Source organism: Paramagnetospirillum caucaseum (assembly GCF_000342045.1).
Classification (GTDB): Bacteria; Pseudomonadota; Alphaproteobacteria; order Rhodospirillales; family Magnetospirillaceae; genus Phaeospirillum; species Phaeospirillum caucaseum.
This window is the reverse complement of the sequence record NZ_AONQ01000001.1, coordinates 167,391-188,848: the sequence shown is the minus strand read 5'-3', so window position 1 is coordinate 188,848 and position 21,458 is coordinate 167,391. Positions and strand designations below refer to the sequence as shown.

Here is a 21,458-nt window from a genome sequence, read left to right as displayed (position 1 = left end):
GGCGGGCGGGCGCCTCCGCGCCCTTGCCTCCCGCGCCATAAGGCGCGCGGCCCCTTGAGCCTATCCAACCTACGATGAGTTTCACTCAACGCGGGTTGGTATTAGCGGCAATAGCGGCGGTCCTCGGACTGCACGGCATCGCCCTGGTCGAGGCTGATGCGGAAGGCGCGGCAGGTGCGACCGTCCGGGGAAAGCTGCCGGACGATGCCGGCCAAATCGCCGTGGCGCCACTGGACCGTACGCTCCGGCTGGTCCCAGGCCACCTCCATGGCTCCTTTCACCGCCCATTCCGCCTTGGCGGGGATGAAGGAGGGGAAGGTGAAGACGGCGCGGCCGTCCTGGATTTCCTTTTCCCTGCCGTGGGGCAGGCTGGGGCCGGAGCCGACCCGTTCCGAGATCAGGGCGAGGATCAGCACGGCCGCCAGCCCCGCCGCGATGATCATGCTTCGCCGACTGAGGATTCCGCCCCGCCGGGCGGCGGTCGGGGCGGTAAGGCCGGCCAGCGCCGTCTCCAGCTCGCGGCGCAGGTCGGCCGGCATGGCCGGCGAGGCCGGGCGGTCGGCCATGGCCCGTTCCACCCACTCGCCCAGGCGGCCGAGATCGGAGTTGATCAGCACCCGGCGGTCGGACGACGCGAGATCGATGCCCGGCGTGAAGCTGGGCATGGTGTCGGGCAGGACGTGCAGCAGGCCGCGGCCCAATTCGCGGGGCTGGCCCGGCGGCAGCGCCGCCAGCAGGCGCCGCTCCACGATGTCGGCGGCCCGTTGCAGGTCGTCGGCCTTGAAGGCGCCGATGAAATAGCCGTCGCCGCCGCGATGGGTCCAGATCACTCCGGGGGCCGGAGGGGTCAGGACGTCGAGGATGCCGCCGCTCACGGCGATGTGGACCAGGCCCCGCGGGCCGAGCACCACGAAATCGGGAATCGGCTCGCCGGTTTCGGCCGGGCAGGCGAAGACCATGTGGCTGTGGGGCAACTGGCGGCGCAGTTCGGCCCAGACGCGACGCTTCGCCTCCAGGCGATGCCCGCTGAATCCGTCCGCCGTCTCAGGAACCATGATCGCCACGGCCGCGCCCTCTCCCCTGGTGCGGGGCGGAGAATGCATAAACAATCATCGGAAGAAAAGATGTTATTTCGTCGCCCCTGACGGATGCCCTATGGCTAGGCGACCGGACGCTCGAGATGCAGGATGAAGCGGCACAGCGCCTCATGGGCCGCGTCGCCCCATCGGGACCTTACCCTGGCGGGGTCGGCATGGGCCAGGGCGCCCAGATCGGAGAACAGGGCGCGCATCAGGGCGGCGAAGGCGCTTTCGCTCAATTGCCAATGCTCGTCCCGGGCGCCGGCCCGCGCCGGGGCGAGGTGGGAATTGACCATGGTGACGAACCAGGCGCGGCGCTTCCGGAAGTCGGAGAAATAGTGGGCCACCACCATCAGGACGTCGTCGATCAGCATCCTGGCGTCCGGATCGGCGTGGATGGCGCGCCAGTCATGGCCGCCGCCTTCCCTGGGGTGGTGTTCCAGGATGGCGGCGCATCGGCGGGCGCACTGATCGAACAGGGTGGGGCCGATCATCTTGTCGATGGCCATGTGGAAGCCGGGAATCATCCGCCGCGACAAGATTCCCTCGCCGCCGTCGTCGCCGCTGCGCGGAGGGAAGAGGTGGGCGAAGCGGCGCATCAGGATGCGCTCGAACGGCTTGTCGCGGGCTCCTTCCCATCGCAGCGCCTCACGCATGCGGGTGCAGTCGTCCCAGGCCCGCCGGTAATAGGTCTTGAAACGCGGTTGCTCCGATTCCACGAAGCGCTGGGCCAGGGCGTGGATCTGGGCGGCGGTCAGGCTGCCGCCGGCCTTGGCGGCCTCCACCTCCAGCCTTGTGGCGAAGTGGCCGACCATGGTGGTGCCGACCCCCTGGCAGCATTGCGGGTCGGTCGTGGACTCGGCCGCCTGGGGAGCGGGCGGCGAGGGCGGGCGGCGGGTGGACATGCAATGACGATAGCGCGCTTGAACCCGCGTTGACAGGGCGGAATCCGCTCCCTAGTGTGCCTTTGTCGTTCCCATGGTGCCATCCGTCCTATGTCCGATTCCCTGACCCTCGCGCTTGCCCAGATCAACCCCGTGGTCGGTGACGTGGCCGGCAATCTGGGGCTCATCCGCGCCGCCCGCGCCGAGGCGGCGAAGGCGGGCGCCGATCTGGTGGTGTTCGGCGAGCTGACGTTGTGCGGCTATCCGCCCGAGGACCTGGTGCTGAAGGGGGCCTTCCTCGAGTCCTGCGAGGCGGCAGTCAACGAACTGGCGGCCGAGACGGAAACCGGCCCGGCCGTGCTGGTGGGCGCCCCCTGGCGGGTCAAGGACAGGCTCCACAACGCCGCCCTGCTGCTCGACCACGGGCGCATCGCCGCCACGCGGCTGAAGCATCACCTGCCCAATTACGGCGTGTTCGACGAGGTCCGGGTGTTCCAGCCCGGTCCGGCGCCGGGGCCGGTGTCGTTCCGGGGCGTGCGCCTGGGCGTGATGATCTGCGAGGACATGTGGTACCAGGACGTGGCCGAGACCCTGGGCGAGAGCGGCGCCGAGATCCTGGTGGTGCCCAACGGTTCGCCCTTCGAGATGGACAAGCCCACCAAGCGTCTCGATCACGCCCGCGCCCGGGTGGAGGAGACCGGCCTGCCGCTGGTCTACGTCAATCAGGTGGGCGGCCAGGACGAACTGGTGTTCGACGGCGCCTCGTTCGTGTTGAACGGCGACGGCAAGACCGCCGCCAGCCTTGCCCCCTGGCGGACCGAGGTGGCCGTCACCCGCTGGACGCGCGAGCCCAGCGGTTGGCGCTGCGAGGGGGAGACGGCCCCGCCCGTCTCGCGGCTGGAGGGCGTCTACCAGGCGCTGGTCGCCGGCCTCAGGGACTATGTGGGCAAGAACCGTTTTCCCGGCGTGGTGCTGGGCCTGTCGGGCGGTATCGACAGCGCGCTCTGCGCCGCCATCGCCGCCGACGCGCTGGGCCCCGACAAGGTGTGGTGCGTGATGATGCCGTCGCCCTATACCTCGGAGGAAAGCCTGGAGGATGCGGCGGAATGCGCCCGCCTGCTGGGGGTGCGCCTGGATACCGTCGCGATCGGTCCGGCCATGCAGGCGTTCGGCCAGATGCTGGCGCCGCTGTTCGCCGGCAAGGATGCCGACATCACGGAAGAGAACCTGCAGTCGCGCTCGCGCGGGCTGACCCTGATGGGCATCTCCAACAAGTTCGGCCCCATGGTGCTGTCCACCGGCAACAAGAGCGAGATGTCGTGCGGCTACGCCACCCTCTACGGCGATATGTGCGGCGGCTACGCGGTGCTGAAGGACGTCTACAAGACCACGGTGTTCGCCCTGTCGTCGTGGCGCAACGGCCACCGCCCGCCGGGCTGCCTGGGACCCTCGGGCCGGGTGATGCCCGACCGGGTGATCACCAAGCCGCCCTCGGCGGAACTCAAGCCCGACCAGAAGGACCAGGACACCCTGCCGCCCTATGACGAACTGGATGCCATGCTGGAAGCCATGATCGAGGAGGAGAAGAGCGTCGCCGAGATTGTCGGGCGCGGCTTCGACGAGGCCACCGTCCGCCGGGTCTGGCGCATGCTCGACCGCGCCGAGTACAAGCGCCGCCAGGCCCCGCCCGGCGTCAAGATCTCGTCACGCTCGTTCGGCAAGGACCGCCGGTATCCCATCACCAACGCCTTCACGTCGCAGATATGAATCCCATCGTCCGCTTCGCCCCCAGCCCCACCGGTCTGCTGCATGTGGGCAACGCCCGGGTGGCGCTGCTCAACCGGCTGTTCGCCAGGGCCACGGGCGGCGTCTTCATCCTGCGCCTGGACGACACCGACCTGGAGCGTTCCAGGGCCGAATACGCCGAGTCCATCCAGGACGATTTGCGCTGGCTGGGCCTTTCCTGGGACCGGCTGGAGCGCCAGTCGGCCCGGCTGGATGCCTACGCCGCCGCCGCCGGGCGGCTCAAGGCGTCGGGGCGGCTCTATGCCTGCTACGAGACGCCGGACGAGCTGGAGCTGCGGCGCAAGGTGCAGCTGGGGCGCGGCCTGCCCCCCGTCTACGACCGCGCCGCCCTCAAACTCGCCCCCGACGACATCGCCCGCTACGAGGCCGAGGGGCGCAAGCCCCACTGGCGCTTCAAGCTCGGCCACGACGAGGTGCGCTGGGACGATTGCGTGCGCGGTCCCAGCCATTATCACGGCGCCAATCTCTCGGACCCGGTGCTGATCCGGGGCGACGGTTCGTTCCTCTACACCCTGCCCAGCGTGGTGGACGACATCGAGTTCGGGGTGACCCACGTTATCCGGGGCGAGGACCACGTCACCAATACCGCGCCGCAGATCCAGCTGTTCCAGGCCCTGGGCGCGGTTCCGCCCGCCTTCGCCCATCTGCCGCTGCTGACCGGCGCCGGCGGCGAGGGGCTGTCCAAGCGCCTGGGCAGCGGCTCGCTCAGGGACCTGCGCGCCACCGGCATCCATCCCATGGCGCTGAACTCGCTGCTGGCCAAGCTGGGCACCTCGGACGCCATAGACATCCGCCATACCCTGGCCGAGCTGGAGGCCGAGTTCGCCTGGGACAAGTTCGGGCGCGGCACGCCGAAATTCGACGAGGCAGAGCTGGAGCGTCTGGACGCCCGGCTGATGCACACCGCCTCCTTCGCCGAGGTCAGGGACCGCCTGGGACTCGATGGCGTCGACGAGGAATTCTGGCTGGCGGTGCGCGGCAACCTCAACCATCTGGCCGAGGCGGAACAGTGGTGGGCCGTCTGCCGCCAGATTCTGGCCCCGGTGATCGAGGATGGGGACTTCACCGCCGCCGCCGCCGCCTTGCTGCCGCCCGAGCCCTGGGACCACGCCACCTGGGGCGCCTGGACCGAGGCGGTGAAGCAGGCGACCGGCCGCAAGGGTAAGGCCTTGTTCCATCCGTTGCGTCTGGCGCTGACCGGGCGCGAGAATGGACCCGAGCTGAAGACTCTGCTACCTCTCGTCGGGCATGACCGGGCGAGGGCGCGGCTGCTGGGCGAGACGGCCTGAGGGGAGACATATCCGTGCCGCTGGTTCTCTACAACACCCTGACCCGCACCAAGGACGTGTTCGAGCCGCTGGTTCCCGGCCATGTGGGCATGTATGTCTGCGGCCCCACCGTCTATGACCGCGCCCATATCGGCAACGCGAGGCCGGTGATCGTCTTCGACGTGCTCTACCGCCTCCTGAAGACGCTGTATCCGTCGGTGCGCTACGTGCGCAACATCACCGACGTCGACGACAAGATCAACGCCAGGGCCAAGGAGAGCGGCGAGCCCATCTCGGCCATCACCGAGCGCACCACCGCCATGTTCCACGAGGACATCGGGGCGCTGAACTGCCTGATGCCCGACGTGGAGCCGCGCGCCACCGCCCATATCGCCCAGATGATCGCCATGATCGAGCGGCTGATCGCCAAGGGCTACGCCTATGCCGCCGAGGGCCACGTGCTGTTCGCGGTGGGGGCCATGGCCGATTACGGCGCGCTTTCCCGCCGCTCCTCCGACGAGATGATCGCCGGAGCCCGGGTCGAGGTGGCCCCCTACAAGAAGGATGCCGGCGACTTCGTGCTGTGGAAGCCGTCGTCCGACGACCTGCCCGGCTGGGAATCCCCCTGGGGGCGCGGGCGGCCGGGCTGGCATATCGAATGCTCGGCCATGAGCCTGCAGCACCTGGGCGAGACCTTCGACATCCATGGCGGCGGCCAGGATCTGGTCTTTCCCCACCACGAGAACGAGATCGCGCAGAGCACCTGCGCCAACGGCAAGCCCTTCGCCCGCTTCTGGCTGCACAACGGCTGGCTGATGGTCGAGGGCGAGAAGATGTCCAAGTCGTTGGGCAACTTCTTCACCGTGCGCGACCTGCTGGATCAGGCCGCCAATCCGGTGCAGGGGGGCGAGGCCATCCGCCTCGCCATGCTGGCCACCCATTACCATCAGCCCTTCGACTGGACGGCCGAGGGGCTCCGCCAGGCCAAGACGACCCTGGACCGCCTGTACACCGCCCTGCGCGGGGTGGCCGATATCGACGCCAACGGCTACGAGGCGGTGCCGCTGGAGGTGCTGGCGGCGCTGGAGGACGACCTCAACACGCCGCTGGCCATCAGCCATCTGCACGAACTGGCCGGGGCGCTGAACAAGGCCACCGGCCTGGAGGACAAGGCGCGCCGGAAGGGCGCCCTGCTGGCCTCGGGCCATCTGCTCGGCCTGCTCTACCAGGAGCCCGAGGCGTGGTTCAAGGGGGGCGGCACCGCCGACGGCCCCTCGGATGCCGAGATCGAGGCGGCCATCGTCGCCCGCGTCGAGGCCCGCAAGGCCCGGAACTTCGCCGAGGCCGACCGCATCCGCCAGGATCTGGCGGCCAGGGGCGTGGTGCTCGAGGACGGAGCCGGCGGCACCACCTGGAAGCGGGCCTGAACGCAATGAGCAGGGTGCCGCTCACCGGCTGGAAGTTGGGCTACCACGCCCTGACCTTCGTGCTGGTGGTGGCCCTGCTGATGGCGCCCGCCTTGTGGAATGGCTATCCGCTGATCTACTTCGACAGCGAGGATTACGTCGAGATGGCGTTTTCCTTCCAGCCGATCATCTGGCGCATCATGACCTACGGGGTGCTATGCACCGTGGCGCGGGCCTTCGACACCTTGTGGGCCATGCCGCTGCTGCACGCCATCCTGACCACCTGGGTGCTGCACGAGGCGGTGATGGGCTTCATCGGCCGCTGGCGCCACATGGTGTTCCTGGGGGTCGGGCTGGCGCTCGCCCTGTTCACCGGCCTGCCCTGGGTGTCGTCGCAGGTCCTGGCCGACGTCTTCGCCGGCACCGCCATCCTGGGGGTGGCGGCCCTGGCCTTCGGCGAGGGGCTGCGGCCCTGGCGCCGTTTCGCCCTGGTGGTGATCACCGCCGTCTCCGTCTGCGTCCACATGAGCCATGTGGCGGTGGCGGCCGGGATGCTGCTGGTTCTGGCGGTGGTCTGGCTGGGTTCGCGCTTCCTGCGGCGCATGCCGCGGCCCCGCATGCTGGGGCCGGTGGTGGCGCTGACCGGCGGCATCCTGCTGGTGCCGGTCACCCATTACGTCGCCATGGGGCGTTTCATCTTTTCCGAATCGGGGCAGGTGCTGCAACTGGCGCTGTTCGTCCAGATGGGCCTGGCGAAGAAGTATCTCGACGAGGTCTGCCCCCAGGGCGCCGAACTGGACATGTGCGACCACAAGGACGAATTGCCGCGCACCGCCGACGAATTCCTGTGGGGCGATTCTCCCTTCGACGAACTGGGCGGCTGGACCGCCCTGCACGACGAGTCGGGGCGGATCGTCGCGGGGGCCATGCGGCTGTTTCCGGCCGAGGTGCTGAAATCGGGGCTGGTCAACACCTGGGAGCAACTGGACCTGATCGAGAGCGGCGAGGACCTGGTGCCCATGACCTGGCACTTCGTCAAGACCCAGTTGCGGCGCTATCCCGACGAGTTCAAGCAGTTCCGCTTCGCCCGGCAGCAGCGGCGCCCGGCCATCGATTTCCACAACATCAACGCCTTCCAGATTCCCATCAACCAGGCGGCGGAGGTGGTGACCCTGGTGCTGTTGGCGGTGGCATGGCGGCGGCGCGACCGCACCACCACCGGGCTGGCGATTATCGTGGTGGCCGGGCTGGTGGGCAACGCCATCGTCTGCGGCGCCCTGTCCAATCCCCACGACCGCTACCAGAACCGGGTGGTGTGGCTGGCCCTGTTCACCGCCGTGGTGGGGGCGGTGCGCCTCGACCAGCGCTTCGCCGGCCAGCGGCGTCTGGCCATCCGCGCCGAGAACGAGGCGCTGGCGGCGGAAGACGGCGGGCGGGACGCCCGCGCCCCGTAGCGTCCCGCTACTCCAGTTCCAGCACCATCTCGACCACGTCGGGGTCGTCGTCCGAGCGCTGCTTCCTGAAGCCGGCCTTGGCGGCGAGGCGGATCATGGCGTCGTTCTCGATCATGATCTGGGCGTAGATGGCGGCGGTGCCCCGGATACGCTGATAGCGGACGATCTTGTCCATCAGCATGGAGCCCAGCCCGGTGCCCTTCATGTCGGAGCGCACCAGCACCGCCAGCTCGGCCCGCCGGTTGTCGGGATCGGTGATGGTGCGCACCACGCCCAGGGTCTCGGGCTGGCCGTCCTTGTTGCTCCTGGCGGCGATGAAGGCCATCTCGCGCTCGTAGTCGATCTGGGTGAGGCGGGCCATCTGGTGGTGGTGAATCTGCCGCACCTGGCCGAAGAAGCGCAGCCGCAGATCCTGCGGCGTCATGCGGGCCATCAGTTCGGCATGGGCGGGCAGGTCCTCGGGCCGGATGGGGCGCAGCGTGACGCCCGAGCCGTCGTGCAGGCGGGCCGTCTCCTCCAGTTCGGCGGGATAGGGCAGGATGGAGAAATGCCGGAGATCGGTGTCCTCCCACGGGGCCACCCGGATGCGGGCGTCCACCGCCAGGGCGCCGTGCTCGTCGGCGAACAGCGGGTTGATGTCGCAGGCCACCACCTCGGGATTGTCGGCCAGCATGCGCGACACGCGGACCAGCACCTCGGCCACCGCGTCGAGATCGACGGCGGGACGCCGCCCGTGGGCCTGGAGCAGCCGCGACACCCTGGTCCGCCCGATCATGCCGCGCGCCAGGGGCAGGTTGACCGGGGGCAGGCCGACGGTGTGGTCGCGGATCACCTCCACCGCCCGTCCGCCCTCGCCGAACACCAGCATGGGGCCGAACAGCGGGTCGCAGGCCACGCCGACGATCAGCTGCCGGGCGTTGGGGCGGAAGGCCATGCGCTGGATGGTGAAACCCTCGATGCGGATTTCCGGCCGGCTTTCCTCGACGCGGCGCAGGATGCCTTCGGCCGCCGAGCGCACTGCGGCGGCATCTTCCAGGTTGAGCGCCACGCCGCCCACGTCCCACTTGCGGGCCACGTCGGGCGAGGCGATGGTCAGCGCTACCGGGTAGCCCACCGCCTCGGCGGCGGCCACCGCGCCGTCCACGTCGGGGGCGAGGCGGGTGTCCTGGGTCTGGATGCCGTAGGCCGACAGCAGGGCCTTGGCGTCGGGCTCGGACAGGTTGCCGCCCGCTTCGGCGAGGCCGCGCGCCACGATCAGGCGCGCCGTGCCCTTGGCGGCGGCGAAACCGCCCAGTTGCGAGGGCGGCGTCTCCATCAGCATGTCCTGGTTGCGCTGATAGTTGACCAGATGGCGGAAGGCGCGGACGGCGCGGCCGGGGGTGTCGTAGGTGGGCAGCGCGGCTTCCGCGAACAGCTTGCGGGCCGGGGCGGCGGCCTCCTCGCCCACCCACGAGGTCAGCACCGCGCCGCCGTGGCGCTTCTGCACGTCGATCACCGCCTGGGCGGCCTCGATTCCGTCGGCCATGGCGTTGGGGGCGTGGACCACCAGGGTGGCGTCCACCTCCTCGGCCTCGATCAGCACGCGCAGCATGTCGGCATAGCGCTTGCCGGGGGCGTCGACACCCAAATCCACCGGATTGGCCGCCTTCCAGCCGCGCGGCATCAGGGCGGTGAGCTTGCGCAGCGTCTCGTCCGACAGTTGCGCCATCTGGCCGCCGCCGGGGCCGCCCATCTCGGCCAGGGCCATCATGGCGGTGCCGCCGCCGTTGGACAGCACGGCGAGGCGGGCGCCCTTCATGGGCTTGGCCCGCGCCAGGGTCTCCACCGCGCCGAACAGTTCGTCGATGTCGTGCACCCGCAGGGCGCCGGCCCGGCGGATGGCGGCGTCGAAGGCGTCCTCGGGCCGGGCCAGGGATTCGGCCAGGAAGGGGCCGATGGGATGGTCCTCGGCCTCGGGCACGGCGCGGACCAGCAGCACCGGTTTGTTGCGGGCGGCGGCGCGGGCGGCGGGGATGAAGTTGCGCCTGGCCCCGATGGATTCGATGTAGAGCAGGATGGCCCGCGTCTGGTCGTCGTTGGCCAGGTAGTCCATGACGTCGGCGAAATCGATGTCGTGGGCGTCGCCCAGGCTGATGAAGTGGGAGAATCCGATGCCGCGCGGCCTGGCCCAGTCGAGCACGGCGGTGGACAGCGCCCCCGACTGCGAGACGAAGGCCACCTTGCCCGGAAGCGCGGGGACGTGGGAGAAGCTGGCGTCCAGGCGGATGCGCGGCACCAGCACGCCCAGTGCCCCGGCCCCCAGGATGCGCAGGGACCAGGGGCGGGCGGCGGCCAGCATGGCATCCTTGTCCACGTCGCCGGCGATGACGATGGCGGCCTTGGTCCCCCGCCGTCCCAGATCGTCGAGCAGTTTCGGCACCGTCTCGCCCGGGGTGCACAGCACCGCCAGGTCGGGGGTCAGCGGCATGGAATCCACGTCGCGGTAGGCCAGCACGCCGGCGATGGCGCGGTGGCGGGGATGGACCGGCATGATGGGGCCGGCGAAGCCGGCGGCCAGCAGGTTGCGCATGACCACGGCGCCCGCCGAGCGCGGCCGGTCCGAAGCCCCGATCACCGCCACCGAGGTGGGCTCGAACAGGAAGGAAAGGTTGTGAATGCTCATGACAGCCGAGTTTCTGCCGCAACGCGGAAAATGCAAGCGGGAAGTGGGGATTTTTAGCCATCTTCCCGGCGGGGCGGGCTTGGTCTATGGTGCGCCGCTTAAGGGGTTCTCCGTAGATTCGGGATTGTGTCCAGATGTTGAAAATGGCCGTTGCCGCTTTCGTCCTTTCCCTCGCCTGCGCCGCGCCGGTCCTGGCCGCCGACGAGGGACCGGCTCCGGCACCCCTGGTCCAGCCGCTGCCTCCGGCCGAGGAAACTCCCGGCTTCCAGGCGGTGCGGCCGCTGCCCGCCGCCGAGAGCCCGGCGGCTCCCGTCGCGGCCCCCGCCGTCGCCGCTCCTCCTCCGCCGCCGGTCGCCGCCCCGGTGCCGGCCGCTCCGGCCATGGCGTCGCCGCCTCCCATGCCCGTCCCGCCGCCGCCGCCGCCGTCGTCCGAGCCCGGCCTGCTGCCCCTGCTGGTCCAGGGCGGCGTGGCGGCGCTGATGATCGCCGTCGGCGCCCTGGTCGCCGGTCTGGTGGGAATCGCCGCCGCCGCCGCCGGCCGCCGCCGCGACGAGGCCGGCCGCCGCAAATCCGCCGCCGCCACCCTGGTCATCGAACTGGAAGCCCGCATCCAGGCCTTCGAGGCGGTGCCGGTGCCGCCCAACGCCGAGGCCGGCGTGTCCTTCGTCTCGGCGGTGGTCGCCCTGGCCGACCTGGATTACGGCTGGCGGGCGGTGCAGGCCTCGCTCTACCTGCTGCCCGAACGCCTGGCCGGCCATCTGGCGGTGCATTACGCCGCCGTCCACCACGTGGGCAATTTCATCAAGGGCCAGTCCTTCGCCGCCGGCCTGCGCATGCTGCAGGCCAACCGCATCGGCGGCCATCCCTGTCCCGACGCCGGCACCATGCGCGAAGCCCATGTGGAACTGGCCGCCGCCTTCCGCGGCCTCGACAAGATCGTCATGGGGCTGAAGTCCATTTCCTGAGGGCGCTCCGCTTTTATCGGCGGTTGTTGCCTTTGCATAAACAAGCAAACCAGTACCGAAATACATAAAAGCATTCCCGCCGAAGCAAAGGGCTTGTGGCGGCCAGTTGCCCGTGACTGAACGCGGTCAGGCGGGAAATGATCCGTTCCCGATTCAAGTTTATCCGAACTTATTGTGCGATGCATCAAGACCGGCTTCGGCGGAGGGGCGGGTGGATAAGGGTTTTATGGTTATTTCCGGGGTATTGCCGCGCCGCGGCGCTGCCGCCCGGGGAGTCATCTGATACAAAACTTTTGACACAAAGGTCATAGATGTAATATAACGGAGGAAACCAAGGGGTGCCGAAACAGGCGGCCCCGTCACTCATCCGGGAGGGTTTCCTTATGAAGAGCACGCTGGTCGCCGGTCTGACCGCCACCCGCCGCTACGAGGTCGACAAGGGCCGCACCATCGGCTTCATGGGCGACGAGGCGCGGGTCTACAACACCCCCGCGCTGATCTACGACATGGAGGTCACCGCCCGCGACCTGCTGCTGGAGCATTCCGATGCCGGCGAGGATTCGGTGGGCACCCGGGTCGAGGTCGATCACCTGGCCCCCACCCTGCTGGGCCAGTGGGTCGAGATCACCGTCACCGTCGAAGAGGTCAAGGGTCCGGGCGTGACCTTCTCGTTCACCGCCAAGGACTCGCTCGACAATATCGGCAAGGGCGTGCACAAGCGTTTCGTGGTCGGTGTGGAACAGACCAAGGCCCGCCTGCTGGCCAAGGCCGAGAAGGCCAAGAGCGCGTCATGAGCGCCGCCCCGGCCGGGGGTGGGGGGAAGGTCGAGAAGGTTCAGACGTACTGCTACCAGTGTGTGGCGGGGCCGGACCTGATGACCGTGAAGGTGGTCGACGGCGTGGCCACCGAGATCGAGCCCAATTTCAAGGCGGCCGATACCCACCCGGCCGAGGGCAAGGTTTGCGTCAAGGCGTTCGGACTGATCCAGAAGTCCTACACGCCGCACCGCATCCTCACTCCCATGAAGCGGACCAACCCCAAGAAGGGGAAGGACCAGGACCCCGGCTTCGTCCCCATCTCGTGGGACGAGGCGATGAGCACCATCGCCGAGAGGCTGAACACCATCCGCGCCGAAGGGCTGGTGGATGGGAACGGCTATCCCAAGGTCGCCGCCTCGTTCGGCGGCGCCGGCACGCCCACCCAGTACATGGGCTCGCTCACCGCGTTTCTCTCGGCCTGGGGCCCCATCGATTTCGGCTTCGGCTCGGGCCAGGGCGTCAAGTGCTATCACTCCGAGCACCTGTACGGCGAGTTCTGGCATCGCGGCTACGTGATCACGCCGGACACCCCGCGCACCAATTACATCATCAATTGCGGCGCCAACCACGAGGCCTCGGGCGGCGTCTGCGGCGTCTATCGCCATGCCGAGGCCCGGGGGCGCGGCGCCAAGCGCATCCAGGTCGAGCCGCATCTGTCGGTGACCGGCGCCTGCTCGGCCGAGTGGCTGCCCATCCGGCCCAAGACCGACGCCGCCTTCCTGATGACCCTGCTGAACGTGATGGTCCATGAGGCTTCGCGCGACCGCCTCGACCTGGAGTTCCTGAGGAACACCACGTCCAGCCCCTATCTGATCGGCCCCGATGGCTGGTACCTGCGCGATCCCGAGACTAACAAGCCGCTGCTGTGGGATGAGAAGACGGCCAAGGCCGTGCCCCACGACACCGCCGGCGCCGTGCCGGCCCTGGAAGGCCGCTTCACCGTCGCCAAGGCGGTGACGCTCGGCGCCGACGACGAGCGCTGGGAACACGCCGACGTGGAAGGCGTCACCGCCTTCACCAAGTTCGTCGAGCATGTCCGCGAGTATACCCCCGCCTGGGGCGCCAAGGTCTGCGACGTGCCGGAAGCGCGTATCCGCAAGATCGCCAACGAGTTCCTCGACAACGCCTGCGTCGGCCAGACCATCGAGATCGACGGGCAGGTGATGCCCTACCGCCCGGTGGCGGTGACGCTGGGCAAGACGGTCAACAACGGCTGGGGCGGCGCCGAGTGCTGCTGGGCGCGCACCATGCTGGCCGTGCTGGTCGGCGCGCTGGAGGTTCCCGGCGGCACCATCGGCACCACCATCCGCATCAACCGTCCGGCCGCCAACCGGCTGGAAAGCTTCGAGGGTTGCCTCGACGGCTTCATGGAATATCCCTTCAACCCCACCGACCGCGACACCTGGAAGGCCAATCCGGTCATCCGCAACGCCTACAAGATGCTGGTGCCGCTGGTGGGCAATTCCTCGTGGAGCCCGGCGCTGGGGCCGACCCAGTTTTCCTACATGTTCCTGGACGAGCCGCAGGACCAGATTCCGCGCGCCACCTTCCCGGAATTCCTGCTGGTCTACCGCACCAATCCGGTGATCTCGTTCTGGGATACCGACCGGGTGGCCAGCGTGGTGTCGCGCATGCCCTTCGTGGTGTGCTTCGCCCACACCAGGGACGAGACCAACCACTTCGCCGACATCCTGCTGCCCGACGCCACCGACCTGGAAGGCATGCAGCTGATCCGCATCGGCGGCACCAAGTTCCAGGAGCAGTACTGGAAGACCCAGGGCTTCGCACTGCGCCAGCCCAGCGTCAAGCCCCAGGGCGAGGCCCGCGACTTCACCGACATCGCCACCGATCTGGCGGTACGCACCGGCCTGCTGGAAAAGTACAACAACGCCATCAACCGCGGCTCCCACGGCGTACCGCTGAAGGGCCCCAACTGGGACTTCAGCATCCCCCTGGACAAGGCTCCGACCCTGGAAGAGGTGTGGGACGCGTCTTGCCGCTCGGCCTCGGCGGAACTGACCGGCGGCGCCGAATCCCAGGGCCTCGACTGGTGGAAGCAGAATGGTTTCCGCACCATCCCGTACCCGGAAACCAACTGGTTCCTGACTCCGGCGCTGAAGGCCAAGGGCCTGCGCTACGAGTTGCCCTACCAGGAACGCCTGACCCGCATCGGCCGCCAGCTGGGCAACCGCCTCAAGGAAGCCGGCATCACCTGGTGGGATCACCAGCTGACCGAATACCGGCCGCTGATGGACTGGCACGACTTCCCCGGCTATTGGGAACAGAGCGTGGTCGAGCACGGCGGCAAGGTCGAGGACTTCCCCTTCTGGGTGGTGACGGCGCGCAGCATGCAATACGCCTGGGGCTCCAACATGCACATTCCGCTGATGCGGGAAGTGTCGGGCAACGTCAAGGGCCATGACGGCGTGGTGATGAACCCGGAAGCCGCCCGCAAGGTCGGCGTCAAGGAGGGCGAACGCATCGTCGTCTCCTCGCCCATCGGCAAGAGCGTCTCGGGCCGCGTGGTGCTGTCCCAGGGCATCCGCCCCGACACCATCCTGATGATGAGCCAGTTCGACCACTGGGCCACCCCGGTGGCCAAGGATTTCGACGTGCCCAGCATGAACCGCCTGACCGCCATGACCATGCAGCTGACCGACGCCACCGGTTCGGGCGCCGACCTGTCGCGCGTCGCCATCCGCAAGGCGCGGCCGGACGAGCAGGGGAGAAGCGGTGAGAAGGGGAGGCGGGCATGACCAAATGGGCCATCGTCGCCGATCTGGGCCGCTGCGTCGGCTGCCAGACCTGCACCACCGCCTGCCGCCACGCCAACGCCACGCCGCCCGGCGTGCAGTACCGCAAGGTGCTGGACATGGAGGTGGGGACCTTCCCCGACGTGCGCCGCGTCTTCGTGCCGGTGGGCTGCATGCATTGCGACGAGCCGCCGTGCCGCGACGTCTGTCCGACCACGGCGACCACCAAGCGCGCCGACGGCATGGTGATGATCGACTACGACATTTGCATCGGCTGCGGCTATTGCATCGTCGCCTGTCCCTACCAGGCCCGCTACAAGGTGTCCAAACCCACCTTCGCCTTCAAGGACCAGCAGACCCAGAACGAGCGGGCGCGCTTCGATGAGCGCTTGCTTGGCGTCGCGCAGAAGTGCACCTTCTGCGTCGACCGGGTCGATTACGGGCTGGCCAACGGGTTGACTCCCGGGGTGGCGCCGGAAGCGACTCCCGCCTGCGTCAATTCCTGTCTGTCCAAGGCGTTGACGTTCGGCGATACCGATAATCCTGACAGCAACGTCAGCAAGTTGCTGAAGCGGTACAAGTCGTTCCGCATGCACGAGGAACTCGGGACCGGTCCCAACATTCACTATTTGTGGGAGACCGAGGACGAATGAGCGAGCAAGGCGAGCGCGGCGCCGTCGAGGCGCCCGGAGCGAAGCGTAGGAGCCAAGGGTGCGGGAGCACCCGCCCGGCGCTTGAGGGGCACGCATCATGAGCGAGGATTTCGAAGACGCCCCCGGCATGCGCCACCTGGGCCTGTCCCCCTGGCTGCAGACCGCGTGGGATCTGCGCGCCGCCGGCAATTTCATCGGCGGCGGCACGGGCACCGGCCTGTTGATCATCGCCTCGCTGGGGGCCTTCGACGGTCTCTACAGCCCGGTGCTGCTGCTCGCCGGTCTGGCCCTGGTCGGCCTCGGCCTGTTTTCCGTGTTCCTCGAGATCGGCCGTCCGTTGCGCGCCATGAACGTCCTGCTGGGCGGCAAGCGCAGCTGGATGACACGCGAAGCCTTCGTCGCCGCCGTCCTGTTTCCGCTGGGCGGCGCCGCGCTGATCTGGCCCGATCTGGCCAAGCTGGTGTGGATTCCCGCCACCGCCTACCTCTATTGCCAGGCCCGCATCCTGGAAGCCTCCAAGGGCATTCCCACCTGGCGCTCGCCGCTGATCCTGCCGCTGACCGTGGTCACCGGCCTGGCCGAGGGCGCCGGCATCCTGCTGCTGCTCGGCACCCTGTTCCTGGACGGCGGCGCACCGGAATGGGTGGCCGGCACCCTGGTCGCCGCCATCGCCGGGCGCCTCTTCGTGTGGATGTTCTACCGCCGCCGCATGGTGGGCGGCGAGGCCCCCGTCGAGGCGGCGGCCGTGCTGATCCGCTTCTCCATGCCCTTCACCCTGGGCGGCAACGTCATTCCCATCGCCTTCCTGGTCATCGCCGGCATGCAGCCCGACATCCGGGGCGCCGCCCTGGCTGCCGCCGGGCTGGCCGCCATGATCGGCGGCTGGGCCATGAAGGTCACCATCGTCACCAAGGCGGCCCATAACCAGGGCTTCGCCATCAACCATTCCCCCGCGCGAGGCGGGGGGGAGTCCGGCCCCGGCTTCAAGCCGGGCTGGCGTGAGGTCACCAAGGACAAGCAATAAGCATCGCCCGGCCGGTGGGAGCATCTCCCTTTTCCGAGCGCGAGAGCGGGCAGAGAGAGGAGAGGCTTTTGATGGTCAAGACTTTGGATGCAGCGGCCCTGGGGATCGCGGCGGGCGAGAGCGGCGACGACCTGCGCGTCGCCCTGGTCAACACCCGCGAGTTCGGCATGGTTCTCTCGGCCGGGCTGGGCGCCCGCGACGCGGCCCTGGCCGAGGGCGTCTTCCGCAAGGACCGTGCCGCGATCCACGCCTCGGTGGAGTTGACCGACGGCGCCGGCTTCCTGGCGCGCTTCAAGCGCACCTTCGCCTACCAGCGCCTCGCCGCCCGGGGCAACGCCCCCGATGCGGCGCTGGAGCGCTGCTTCGCCGCCCTGATCGATTTCGGCCGCTCCGAGGCGGCCGGGACCACCGGTGAAGTTGTTCTCGATCTCGCCGCCGACAAGGGGGGCCTGCGCGGCTCGGTGGCTTCCAAGGCGTGCGAGGCGGCCCCCACCCGTCTGGCCCGGCCCATCGCCAAGATCGACAAGCTGATCCACCCGGAAAAGATCGGCATCGTCGGCGTGTCGGCCAGCGGAATGAATTTCGGCCGCATCATCCTCAAGAACCTGATGGGCAGCGGCTGCCCCAAGGAGCGGCTGGTGATCATCCGCCCCGAGGAGAGCGAGATCGACGGCGTCAAGTGCGTCGCCAGCCTGGCCGACCTGCCGGCCAAGCTGGACCTGCTGATCGTCGCGGTGCCGTCGGGGGCGGTCTATCCCCTGGTGGACGAGATCATCGCCACCGACAAGGTCCACGCCGTGATGCTGATTCCCGGCAGCATGGGCGAGACCGAGGCCAGCAAGGAGCCGGCCGCCGCCCTGGCGGCGCGCATCAACGCCGCCCATGGCAAGGGTGACGGCGGCCCGGTGTTCCTGGGGGCCAATTGCCTGGGCGTGGTCAGCCATCCCGGCGGCTACGATTCCTGGTTCATCCCGCTGGAGCGCCTGCCCAAGCCGGCCAAGAAGGCCAAGCGCAATTCCGTCCTGCTGAGCCAGAGCGGCGCCTTCATGATCACCCGGCTGTCCCGCAATCCGTGGCTGGACCCCGCCTACATGCTGGCGCTGGGCAACCAGACCGATCTCACCCACGGCGACATGCTGACCTATTTCGGGGCCCGCGACGATATCGAGACCATCGGCATCTACGTGGAAGGCTTCAAGGACGGCGACGGCCTCGACTTCGTGCGCGCCGTGCGCCGCGCCGTGGCGTCGGGCAAGCAGGTGGTGGTCTACAAGTCGGGCCGCACCGAGGCCGGGGCGGCCGGCGTCATGGGCCACACCGCCTCGGTGGCCGGCGATCCCGCCCTGTTCGAATCGGTGGTGCGCCAGGCCGGCGCCATGGTGGCCGAGGACGTGGACGTGTTCGACGACCTGTTCTACATCGCCGGCGCCTTCCACCATAAGAATGTGAGCGGCAACCGGGTGGGCGGCATCTCGGGGGCCGGCTTCGAGGCGGTGGGCATCGCCGATTCCACCGTCACCGAGACCTTCCGCCTGGAGATGGGGGAACTGACCCCCGCCACCGTGGCCAAGGTCCAGGATATCCTGGTGGCCAAGAAGCTCGATTCCCTGGTCACCGTCCGGAATTCCATCGATATCAATCCCGGCGCCGACGACGAGTGCCATCTGGCCATCACCGAGGCCTTCGCCCAGGACCCCAACATCGACGCCGTGGTGGTGGGCATGGACCCCACCGCGCCGTCGGTCATGGGCCTGGCCGAAAGCAAGCTGCGCCCCGGCTGGGACATCAACAACCCCAAGAGCAGCCTGTACCTGATGCCGCCCATCGTCGAGCGCAACGCCAAGCCGATCATCGCCATCGTCGACGGCGGCACGCTCTACGACGTCATGGCCGCCGGACTGATGGACAAGGGCGTCTGCGTGTTCCGCAACTGCTTCCGCGGTACCAGGGCGCTCGCCCGCTACGTCGAGGCCCGTCTCTACGCCGCGACGCTGAAGGCTTAAGGCCCCTTCCCAACCCTCCCCCGGCACGCCGGGGGAGAGGGCTCAAGACCTCTCCTCTCCTCAACAAAGTTGGGGGGAGGTCGGGAGGGGGCTTGCCGCTCCCGGACCGGCGGGATAGATAGGGCGTATGGGTCGAACGGGAGAGAACAGGCCATGAGCGCGGATTTCATGTATGCCCCCGAGGTGGAGCGTCTGGACCGCGCCGGTCTGAAACGTCTGCAGCTGGAGCGCCTCAAGGCCCTGCTGGCCCATGCCTACGCCAACGTCCCCCATTACCGCGCCGCCTTCGACGCCGCCGGGGTGAAACCCGATGATCTCCGGCACCTGGAGGATCTGGCCCGCTTTCCCTTCACGGTGAAGGCCGATCTGCGCGACAATTATCCCTTCGGCCTGTTCGCGGTGCCCAGGGAGCAGGTGCTGCGCATCCACGCCAGTTCCGGCACCACCGGGCGGCCCACCGTGGTGGGCTATACCCAGGGCGATCTCGACACCTGGGCCGAACTGATGGCCCGTACCCTGGCCTCTACCGGGGTGCGGCCCGGCGACGTGGTGCATAACGCCTATGGCTACGGCCTGTTCACCGGCGGTCTGGGCTTCCATTACGGGGCGGAGCGCCTCAAATGTTCGGTGGTGCCCATGTCGGGCGGCAATACCGAGAAGCAGATCACCCTGATCCAGGATTTCGGCGCCCGCGTGCTGACCGCGACGCCGTCCTACGCCCTGAACATCGCCGAGGTGGCCGAGGGTATGGGCGTCGACCTGGCCGAATCCACCCTGCGGGTGGGGGCGTTCGGCGCCGAGCCGTGGAGCGAGACCATGCGGGCCGAACTGGACCGGCGCCTGGGGATTCGCGCCTGCGACACCTACGGCCTGTCGGAGATCATGGGGCCGGGCGTCGCCGCCGAGTGCACCCACCGGGTCGGGCTGCACGGCTGGGAAGACCATTTCCTGTTCGAGATCGTCGATCCCGACACCCTGGAACCGCGGCCCATGGGGGCGGCGGGCGAGCTGGTGATCACCACGCTGACCAAGCAGGCCCTGCCCATGGTGCGCTACCGCACCCGCGACATCACCCGGCTGACCGACGAGCCCTGCGCCTGCGGCCGCACCCATATGCGGATCATGCGGGTGACGGGCCGCAACGACGACATGATGATCATCCGCGGCGTCAACGTCTATCCCAGCCAGATCGAGGCGGCGCTGGTCGGTTTCCCCGGCGTGGCGCCCCATTACCTGCTGACGCTCACCCGCCAGGGCTCGCTCGACCACCTGACGGTGGAGGTCGAGGCCGCCGACGGCAGGGACGAGGACGACCGCGCCCACCTGGCCCGCCAGGTCCGCCACCATCTCAAATCCCTGGTGGGCATCACCTGCGAGCTGATCGTCCGCCTGCCCGGCGAGTTGCCGCGTTCCGAGGGCAAGGCGGTGCGGGTCCGGGACCTGCGCAAAGAGACGGAGTAGGCTCTCGGCCCTTTCAGCGTCGTCATCACCGGGACAAGCCCGGTGATGACGGCAAAAAGGTCAATACCGCCCGAATTCCTTCGAGCCTTCGGGACCGAAGGTGCGGATGACGTTCTCCTCCTTGGGTCCGCCCATGCCGGGAGAGCCCATGGGCATGCCGGGCGAGGCGATGCCGCGCGTCCTCGGCCGTTCCTTGAGCAGGCGGTCCACCGCCTCGGCGGGGACGTGGCCTTCCACCAGATAGCCGTCCACCTGGGCGGTGTGGCACGATTGCAGGGGGGCGGGAATGCCGTACGCCCGCTTGATCTGGTCGATGTCGTCCACGTCGACGGACTTCACCTTGTAGCCGTTGTGGCGCATGTGCTCGGCCCAGCCCTCGCAGCAGCCGCAGGTGGGCGACTTCCACATGGTGACCTCGCGCTCGGCGGCGAAGGCCGGCAGGGCGGCGAGCAGGATGGCAAGGGCGGTGGCGGCGGTCTTCATGGCTGTTCCTCCGCTCAGTGCTTGTGGCCGGCGTGGGGATCGGTCCCCATGGCGGCGGCGGGAGCGCTTCCCAGGCCGTTGGCGGCCTGCATGGCGCGGATATAGGCCAGCACCTCCTTGTCCTGGCCGGGCTTTATTCCTTCGGGCTTGGGCATGTCGCCCAGCTTCCACATATGGGCCTTGGCGCCGTTGTTGATGGCGTCCAGGATGACCTCGTCGCCGTGGGCCGAGCCCGGGGCGTAGAGGGGGTGGAGCAGCGGCGGTCCGGAATCCGTGCCGCGCAGCGCGGTGCCGTGGCAGGTGGCGCACACCGCCTCGAACAGCTTGCGGCCGGCTTCCGCCCGGGGCGGCAAGGCGGCGGGTATCACCAATCCGGCCTGTGCGAAGCGCTGCGACAGCGTCTTGCCGTCCACCACCAGGCCCAGCACGGCGCTCAGCTTGTCGCCGGCCTTGACCGGAGCCTCGGCGGCAAGGCCGTTTTCCCTGGCGGCCAGCGGCACTTCCAGCTTCTGCCCGCCCAGCAGCAGGGTGACCTTGCCCGAAGCCTTGAGCGGCTGGTTGGCCTGGTCGCGCACCCAGACGCGGACGGCGCCGTCGCGCACCGCGAATTCGGTGTGGTAGTCGCCGCTTTCGGCGATCTGGCCGCCGAAATAGGCGGCCAGGGTGCCGTGGGCCAGGGCGGACGGGACGGCCAGGAACAGGGCCAGGGTGAGAAGGCATGTCTTCATGGTCGAAATCT

General features: G+C 68.8%; 16 protein-coding genes. 11 read left to right on the top strand and 5 right to left on the bottom strand.

Annotated elements, in window-relative coordinates; genetic code table 11:
* Positions 1–101 precede the first annotated feature (101 nt).
* Positions 102–1,055, bottom strand: a complete 954-nt coding sequence (locus H261_RS00800) for a hypothetical protein (protein WP_235062837.1) — start codon at positions 1,053–1,055, stop codon at positions 102–104.
* A 104-nt stretch (positions 1,056–1,159) separates the two neighbouring features.
* Positions 1,160–1,984 carry a hypothetical protein gene (locus tag H261_RS00795; RefSeq protein ID WP_008613206.1) on the bottom strand — a complete coding sequence of 275 codons (825 nt, stop codon included), beginning with the start codon at positions 1,982–1,984 and terminating at the stop codon, positions 1,160–1,162.
* A 90-nt stretch (positions 1,985–2,074) separates the two neighbouring features.
* Between H261_RS00795 and H261_RS00790 the strand changes: the two genes are divergently transcribed.
* From H261_RS00790 to H261_RS00775, 4 genes are read left to right on the top strand one after another with little or no spacing between them, the layout of a single operon-like run.
* On the top strand, positions 2,075–3,730 hold the full coding sequence (locus H261_RS00790) for an NAD+ synthase (RefSeq protein ID WP_008613204.1): 1,656 nt from the start codon (positions 2,075–2,077) through the stop codon (positions 3,728–3,730).
* On the top strand, positions 3,727–5,058 hold the full coding sequence (locus tag H261_RS00785; protein WP_008613203.1) for a glutamate--tRNA ligase: 1,332 nt from the start codon (positions 3,727–3,729) through the stop codon (positions 5,056–5,058). Before H261_RS00790 ends, H261_RS00785 begins: the two co-directional genes overlap by 4 nt.
* A gap of 14 nt (positions 5,059–5,072) precedes the next feature.
* On the top strand, positions 5,073–6,464 hold the full coding sequence (gene cysS, locus H261_RS00780) for a cysteine--tRNA ligase (RefSeq protein ID WP_008613202.1): 1,392 nt from the start codon (positions 5,073–5,075) through the stop codon (positions 6,462–6,464).
* Positions 6,465–6,469: 5 nt separating this feature from the next.
* A complete protein-coding gene (locus H261_RS00775) occupies positions 6,470–7,897 on the top strand; it encodes a hypothetical protein (protein WP_008613201.1) in 1,428 nt (475 codons plus the stop codon).
* A 7-nt stretch (positions 7,898–7,904) separates the two neighbouring features.
* Here the strand turns inward: H261_RS00775 and H261_RS00770 are convergent, their stop codons facing one another.
* Positions 7,905–10,559 (bottom strand): bifunctional acetate--CoA ligase family protein/GNAT family N-acetyltransferase, encoded by a 2,655-nt coding sequence (locus H261_RS00770; RefSeq protein ID WP_008613200.1) that lies wholly within the window; start codon positions 10,557–10,559, stop codon positions 7,905–7,907.
* A gap of 143 nt (positions 10,560–10,702) precedes the next feature.
* Between H261_RS00770 and H261_RS00765 the strand changes: the two genes are divergently transcribed.
* From H261_RS00765 to H261_RS00735, 7 genes are all read left to right on the top strand, one after another.
* Positions 10,703–11,524, top strand: a complete 822-nt coding sequence (locus tag H261_RS00765; protein WP_235062833.1) for a hypothetical protein — start codon at positions 10,703–10,705, stop codon at positions 11,522–11,524.
* Between the two features lie 383 nt (positions 11,525–11,907).
* Positions 11,908–12,318: a thioesterase family protein gene (locus tag H261_RS00760; protein ID WP_008613198.1), complete on the top strand. Its 411-nt coding sequence runs from the start codon at positions 11,908–11,910 to the stop codon at positions 12,316–12,318.
* Complete coding sequence (locus H261_RS00755) at positions 12,315–15,098, top strand: molybdopterin-dependent oxidoreductase (protein WP_008613197.1); 2,784 nt, start codon at positions 12,315–12,317, stop codon at positions 15,096–15,098. The genes H261_RS00760 and H261_RS00755 overlap by 4 nt, the downstream gene beginning before the upstream one ends.
* Positions 15,095–15,748, top strand: coding sequence for a 4Fe-4S dicluster domain-containing protein (locus tag H261_RS00750; protein ID WP_008613196.1), 654 nt, complete (start codon positions 15,095–15,097; stop codon positions 15,746–15,748). Before H261_RS00755 ends, H261_RS00750 begins: the two co-directional genes overlap by 4 nt.
* 97 nt (positions 15,749–15,845) lie before the next feature.
* Positions 15,846–16,772: a dimethyl sulfoxide reductase anchor subunit gene (locus H261_RS00745; RefSeq protein WP_008613195.1), complete on the top strand. Its 927-nt coding sequence runs from the start codon at positions 15,846–15,848 to the stop codon at positions 16,770–16,772.
* Between the two features lie 71 nt (positions 16,773–16,843).
* Positions 16,844–18,775, top strand: coding sequence for a CoA-binding protein (locus H261_RS00740; RefSeq protein ID WP_008613194.1), 1,932 nt, complete (start codon positions 16,844–16,846; stop codon positions 18,773–18,775).
* A gap of 153 nt (positions 18,776–18,928) precedes the next feature.
* Positions 18,929–20,236: a phenylacetate--CoA ligase gene (locus H261_RS00735; RefSeq protein WP_008613193.1), complete on the top strand. Its 1,308-nt coding sequence runs from the start codon at positions 18,929–18,931 to the stop codon at positions 20,234–20,236.
* Between the two features lie 60 nt (positions 20,237–20,296).
* Here H261_RS00735 and H261_RS00730 read toward each other — a convergent pair whose 3' ends face one another.
* Together H261_RS00730 and H261_RS00725 are read right to left on the bottom strand one after the other, a co-directional pair.
* Complete coding sequence (locus H261_RS00730; protein WP_008613192.1) at positions 20,297–20,719, bottom strand: DUF411 domain-containing protein; 423 nt, start codon at positions 20,717–20,719, stop codon at positions 20,297–20,299.
* 14 nt (positions 20,720–20,733) lie between these two features.
* Positions 20,734–21,447, bottom strand: coding sequence for a c-type cytochrome (locus H261_RS00725; RefSeq protein ID WP_235062832.1), 714 nt, complete (start codon positions 21,445–21,447; stop codon positions 20,734–20,736).
* Positions 21,448–21,458: the final 11 nt, after the last annotated feature.

Coding starts and splice junctions, on each gene's coding strand:
- H261_RS00800 (WP_235062837.1), bottom strand. CDS start 1,055: ATGGTTCCTGAGACGGCGGACGGATTCAGCGGGCATCGCCTGGAGGCG.
- H261_RS00795 (WP_008613206.1), bottom strand. CDS start 1,984: ATGTCCACCCGCCGCCCGCCCTCGCCGCCCGCTCCCCAGGCGGCCGAG.
- H261_RS00790 (WP_008613204.1), top strand. CDS start 2,075: ATGTCCGATTCCCTGACCCTCGCGCTTGCCCAGATCAACCCCGTGGTC.
- H261_RS00785 (WP_008613203.1), top strand. CDS start 3,727: ATGAATCCCATCGTCCGCTTCGCCCCCAGCCCCACCGGTCTGCTGCAT.
- H261_RS00775 (WP_008613201.1), top strand. CDS start 6,470: ATGAGCAGGGTGCCGCTCACCGGCTGGAAGTTGGGCTACCACGCCCTG.
- H261_RS00770 (WP_008613200.1), bottom strand. CDS start 10,559: ATGAGCATTCACAACCTTTCCTTCCTGTTCGAGCCCACCTCGGTGGCG.
- H261_RS00765 (WP_235062833.1), top strand. CDS start 10,703: ATGGCCGTTGCCGCTTTCGTCCTTTCCCTCGCCTGCGCCGCGCCGGTC.
- H261_RS00760 (WP_008613198.1), top strand. CDS start 11,908: ATGAAGAGCACGCTGGTCGCCGGTCTGACCGCCACCCGCCGCTACGAG.
- H261_RS00755 (WP_008613197.1), top strand. CDS start 12,315: ATGAGCGCCGCCCCGGCCGGGGGTGGGGGGAAGGTCGAGAAGGTTCAG.
- H261_RS00750 (WP_008613196.1), top strand. CDS start 15,095: ATGACCAAATGGGCCATCGTCGCCGATCTGGGCCGCTGCGTCGGCTGC.
- H261_RS00745 (WP_008613195.1), top strand. CDS start 15,846: ATGAGCGAGGATTTCGAAGACGCCCCCGGCATGCGCCACCTGGGCCTG.
- H261_RS00740 (WP_008613194.1), top strand. CDS start 16,844: ATGGTCAAGACTTTGGATGCAGCGGCCCTGGGGATCGCGGCGGGCGAG.
- H261_RS00735 (WP_008613193.1), top strand. CDS start 18,929: ATGAGCGCGGATTTCATGTATGCCCCCGAGGTGGAGCGTCTGGACCGC.
- H261_RS00730 (WP_008613192.1), bottom strand. CDS start 20,719: ATGAAGACCGCCGCCACCGCCCTTGCCATCCTGCTCGCCGCCCTGCCG.
- H261_RS00725 (WP_235062832.1), bottom strand. CDS start 21,447: ATGAAGACATGCCTTCTCACCCTGGCCCTGTTCCTGGCCGTCCCGTCC.